General features: G+C 41.8%; 4 protein-coding genes and 3 pseudogenes. 2 read left to right on the forward strand and 5 right to left on the reverse strand.

Going from position 1 to position 5,124, the window contains the following annotated elements; translation table 11 throughout:
- On the forward strand, positions 1-948 hold a 948-nt coding region (locus IQ211_RS19735; RefSeq protein ID WP_476756474.1), incomplete at its 5' end, for a phage tail fiber protein.
- 455 nt (positions 949-1,403) lie between these two features.
- On the opposite strand, the gene IQ211_RS17780 is transcribed toward IQ211_RS19735, so the two are convergent.
- Positions 1,404-1,670, reverse strand: coding sequence for a helix-turn-helix domain-containing protein (locus tag IQ211_RS17780; RefSeq protein WP_189761397.1), 267 nt, complete (start codon positions 1,668-1,670; stop codon positions 1,404-1,406).
- A gap of 401 nt (positions 1,671-2,071) precedes the next feature.
- Here IQ211_RS17780 and IQ211_RS17785 point away from each other — a divergent pair.
- Positions 2,072-3,202: pseudogene (locus IQ211_RS17785) on the forward strand (ISAs1 family transposase).
- Positions 3,203-3,261: 59 nt separating this feature from the next.
- Here the strand turns inward: IQ211_RS17785 and IQ211_RS17790 are convergent.
- The 4 genes and pseudogenes from IQ211_RS17790 to IQ211_RS17805 form a co-directional block, all read right to left on the reverse strand.
- Entirely contained in the window at positions 3,262-3,699 is a 438-nt protein-coding gene (locus IQ211_RS17790; RefSeq protein WP_189761331.1) for a hypothetical protein, read from the reverse strand.
- A gap of 377 nt (positions 3,700-4,076) precedes the next feature.
- Positions 4,077-4,307: pseudogene (locus tag IQ211_RS17795) on the reverse strand (terminase TerL endonuclease subunit); the annotation flags it as partial.
- A pseudogene (locus tag IQ211_RS17800) lies at positions 4,302-4,621 on the reverse strand (phage major capsid protein); the annotation flags it as partial. The pseudogenes IQ211_RS17800 and IQ211_RS17795, both read right to left, overlap by 6 nt.
- Positions 4,622-4,758: 137 nt before the next feature.
- On the reverse strand, positions 4,759-5,124 hold a 366-nt coding region (locus tag IQ211_RS17805; RefSeq protein WP_193836432.1), incomplete at its 5' end, for a hypothetical protein.

Raw genomic sequence — 5,124 nt, forward strand, 5'->3', positions numbered from 1 at the left:
CAATTTCTCCAGAACATGGACAAATGGATGTCACAGAATGGCGTGGTTGATGTGACCTTACCGAATGGACAGACCGTGTCATTGCAGTCGATACGGGCATTGCAGGCGGCGATGCTGGATAAAAATAAAAACGGGGCGGATATTCCAAACAAACCGGAGTTTGTAAAAAACCTTGGTTTGGTAACTCAGCAATGGGTAATAGATAATGGTTCTGGGTTTATCCAATATAAACCAATTGCTCCGACCGCCCTTACCGAGTTCACGTCGTGGATTAAATCGTTACCGAATGGTGGACATGCATTCCGTTTTGGAGCGCATGACGGGGAAATAGGTTACAAATGGTCATGTGGTTATGTAACACGAGCGGGGGATACATGGGCTGGATTCGTTGCACACTATAATCGGGGTGTTGCAGTCGTCCATGGTAGTGATGATGGTGGTTCTACAAAAGTGAGTTATTTGTGGACTAATAAAAATGCATGGAAAGATAGTAACGGCTACCTGAGAGCATCCTCCCCCCTCATCCAAATCCACCCCGATGGCAAGTTTACCACCAACGACGAATCGGAGGGTGCTACCGTCACTAAACTCGGCATCGGTCATTATCAAATATCCGGTGTGCTGGGTTATAACGCTGACGGGGCATGGGGTGTACATGGTGGTATCTCGTCGCCGAAGAACAATAACGGGCTGGAACTCATCTACATTGATGATCAGGTGCAAAAGGACGGCTGCATCACCATCAAGACATTCCACCGTCAGCACACCCATTTACCTAAGCAGTTCCAGAACAAGCGGATAAAAGACATCGTGGACGGTGAAAAGGTCTACTATGCCGATGCTGAACCCTGTGACATCCCCGAAGGTTGCCGATTAGATGTCCGTGTCCAGATGCCGGAGGATTCGGTGTGGAATCTGAGGCAGGGAAAATCAATTGAGACAGAATAGAGAGATGCTTCTCCCATACTTCTTTAATGGAGTTGAGGAATGAGTGACATATTGGTGACGCACCACTGTGTCATTAGCGTGCCATCAATATGTCACTATACGACACTTTTTGGGTTTGTGAATACTGATTTATCATTTAAAATCAATTTGTTAATATGAGATAGGTAAACTCTTAATCAATTGGTCGCAGGTTCGAACCCTGCACGACCCACCAACATTATCAAGGACTTGCGTTAATAGCGTGAGTCCTTTTTATTTTCAAGGATACTGATAGGATACCTTTTTGAAGTAGTAGAAAGTATAACTGGTTAATGTAATTACTGTACAAAATCAGCAGGATACAAGAACAAAAAAATCTTGATCTTAAAAAATGGTTAAATATTGCTCCATTTTTAATCTCAAGGCTCATATCAAAAATTATTCTTTTCACAAAATAAATAACATTGGGTAAGTAATTATTGCTGTGGTTGATTTTTAACCTTTCGCTCAATAAGCTGACCACGTTGATCGAAATATCGACTAGGCCATATTTCAGAGGGATGCACTTCGAGATAGTTAGCAATGATCCATTCGCCTTTAGGCCACGGACGGCTAAGAGTGTTTGCCAGTGTAGATGAACTGAGTCCCGCCTCACGAGAAGCATCCGCTAAGGTTGTACCACGCTTACGCGGTGCTGCGATAATGTCGGCTTGATGCCAATCATTTCTGATGTTGTTATTCATTCCTGCTACCCCTTCCATTAATTGAGAAAATTGATGGTGGCGATTCAAGCAAGGTTCGCATTACCGGGCTAAGATTCCGGTGAGGCCGAAGCCTCCCCTGCCTGAATCACCATTGAAAGGGTGAGCGCGGGCACTGGTAGAAACTTCCTACCAGTGTTCTTAGCTCAGGGATGCGAAGCCCTGACCATTAGATTTTGCTAATGGCGGGAGTACTTTAACTGATTGGTCAATAAGTGAATCAGTATAAACGCTTAGCTTTTTGCGTTATATGTCATTAAATGAGCTAAGACACCCCCACTGCAGGGCAAGATCACGAATGTTTTTTAACCAAAAATGAAATGGGTTGCGTCGAATAAGACACTGTGATCTTATACTCTCTTTTGAGAGTGAAAATCTATACTATGTGCCTTGATAACTTTACCCTGCACTTTTCCGCGATCCAAGACCCTCGTCAGAGTGCGAAAGTCACCTATCCTTTATTTGACATCCTGTTTGCGTCACTGTGTGCCGTGATTGCGGGTGCAGAAGGCTGGAATGATATTCAGGAATATACCGAAGGGCATCATGATTGGTTCCTGAAGCAAGGTATGTTCAAAGACGGTGTCCCGGTTGATGATACGTTTGCCCGCATTATTTCACGTATTAATCCGGAACAGTTTAATCTCTGTTTTATCAACTGGATGCGTTCAGTTCATAAACTTACCCAAGGTGAATTAGTGGCCATCGACGGGAAAGTATTACGGGGTTCTTATTAGCCTGAAGAACGCCTTTCCACGCTTCATCTGGTGAGCGCTTATGCCACCACGAACAAACTGGTGATGGGCCAGGTTCGGACACAAAAGAAGTCCAATGAAATCATGGCAATCCCTGAGCTGATTAAATTGTTAAACCTAAAAGGGACGCTGGTTTCTATTGATGCCATGGGGTGTCAAACCGAGATAGCCCAGGCACTCCTTGATGCCGGTGCGGATTATTTGTTCCGTGTCAAAGATAACCAAAAACATCTCCACAGGGCGGTTCAAAAGGCATTAGAAGCCCAGCGTATTGCGCCTTCGGTAAGAGAAAAAGTCACGTTAGAACAAGCCCATGGACGCCTTGAAATCAGGGAGAGTCATGTTATCAGCGCTGAGACACTCAGGGAGGAATTCCCCGCGTGGCCGGCATTAAAAACTCTCGGGGTTGCCATCGGTTACCGGCAAGAAAAAGGGCCATCGCCGAGTCTTGAATATCGCTATTACATCAGCTCAGCGACATTGACAGAAGAAATCTTTGCTCAGGCAGTACGCAGCCATTGGGGTATTGAGAATAATTTCCATTGGGTATTGGATGTGACGTTTCACGAAGATGATTGTCAGATTTATCGCGAAAATGCGGCGGAAAATATCGCGATACTGAGGCGAATTGCATTGAATATGTTGAAAAAAGAAGGCAGCAAATTAAGTATAAGAAAGAAACGTATGCGAGCCTGGATGAAAACGCAATTTCTGGAACAAGTATTACAAGCGGGATTTTATCATTTGGGTGATATTTGAGCATTCATGCGGTCGCCCTGACCCCCACTGCTTCACTCAATGAAATGAAAATATGTCGGTTATTCCTTTGGAATCATTCTTAAAGCGTCATTACGTGACTCTCGGTAAATATCTCCAAGATACATACTCTGTGAAGCCGCATATTTTACAGCAGACCCAGCGCCATCAATGTGTTTTAATATATGTTGTCTAGCCGCATAGGTAGGCTTTATTCTTTTATAAACATCAAGCCACCATTTACTTCCATATTTTTTAGTTATTTTTCCCTTTATTCTTTGAAAGTATTCTCTACTATCAGTTCCATCATAAGAAGCCAATAAACTAGCCCAAATCATTTTTTTATGAATTGATAATGGGTTATATTCCCGTTGAATTAATTCTGCTCGTACATCTGGATGTAAGAGTAAACTACCATCAGATATTTTACGTTTTATCCACAAGCGTTTCGCAAATTCGTAGACATGCTTTTTATCTTCTTTTTCTAAATAGGTTTTCATAATACTGAGAGTATCAGATGTTGGCGTTCCTTACCCCGCGCTCCGCGCGGGGTAAGGAATACTCCTATCATTTTGAAACGCTATTTAGGGCTAATGTATGATGAGGCCAACTTTCAAGGTCATCTATAAGAGATAACTTTCTTATTAGGTCTTGATATTCTCCAGCGTCGTTCCTGCTATACATACTTGTTGTCCTTTTTTCACTAAACGAAACACCAAGTATTCAATACTTTTTTTGGGTATACCAGTAAAAGTAGGTCAGGATATTAAACATTCTGGTTCTTGATACGTTACGCATAATAATAATTTAATATTATAATTGATTGATTTTATTTAACATAACTCTCTGGAGACAATACCTCAAATCAATAGATTAACTAAATACCATCAAAGTTAGCTAATCTCTGCTGTTGTTCCTCATTGAGACTAAACGCAAAATCTTCATGCTCTACCTGCCATGTGCCAAAACTCATCAGGAACGCAATGGCAGGATCTATTTTATTCGCTGATTTCTTTTTGTTCGGTTTGATATTAGCGTTAGCGTCTGTTTCCATCACCACATTGGCTATCGCCCAAACAAGCATCGGATCACCGTTGTGACGAATAACGGTATAACCACCATCGGAGGGGACGCCTGTAGACAAGGAGCGCGTTTCGCCGGTCAGAATATAATTGTGCAGCTCGTCATTGCTGAGTTTGTCGCTGGCTGGCGAGTCTTCGCCTGATTGCGTTCTTCATCAGACAATGCCTCATAACGGGCAATTTCCGCATTGAGTGCATCAGACTGGTTGCGCAGCTCGTCAAACTGTTTAGCTTCATCGGCAGTCAAGGAGCGCTTTTCGTCTTCGGCTTTGGTAATCAGTGAGCGCATTTGTTGGGTTAAATCGGCTTTCTGTTGGCGTAATTCGAGAAGTTTTTTCATGGTTTTTTTTCGGAAAAGTTATTTTTTCAGTAAATAACTTTTAACATCATGAAAATAATAAGGAAGAATTATGATTCTGTTGAGCAAGCATACAAATATAGAAATGGCGATGTGAATCGCCATTCTAATAATAAAAATCATTCCTTCACTTTTATTGTGTAGGTTTTATTAAATTTATCTACTTTTGTAAACATATTACCATAAACACCACCAGATATTTTTATAGTTATTTCTCCAGCATGTATAGGCGTCCCTTGAATCTGAATACGGCTATAGTCTTTTTCTGTTGCTGGCAAAACAGGGGTTGTATAATCGCTAGGATTCCATGTTAGACCTGAGTTTGAAGGTGTTATTTTGGCTGAAAAACCCATATTTATAACACCCGGTATATTTATTATTTCATTATATGGAACTCCTACCTGAGCATCTTTTAAATAGTTTCCATCAGGATAAATGGAAACAGTCTGTCCTGTACAAGCAGAAACAAGTAAGATAGATATAAT

Source organism: Xenorhabdus griffiniae, assembly GCF_015163655.1.
GTDB classification, from domain to species: Bacteria; Pseudomonadota; Gammaproteobacteria; order Enterobacterales; family Enterobacteriaceae; genus Xenorhabdus; species Xenorhabdus griffiniae.

Coding starts and splice junctions, on each gene's coding strand:
- IQ211_RS17780 (WP_189761397.1), bottom strand. CDS start 1,670: ATGAATAACAACATCAGAAATGATTGGCATCAAGCCGACATTATCGCA.
- IQ211_RS17790 (WP_189761331.1), bottom strand. CDS start 3,699: ATGAAAACCTATTTAGAAAAAGAAGATAAAAAGCATGTCTACGAATTT.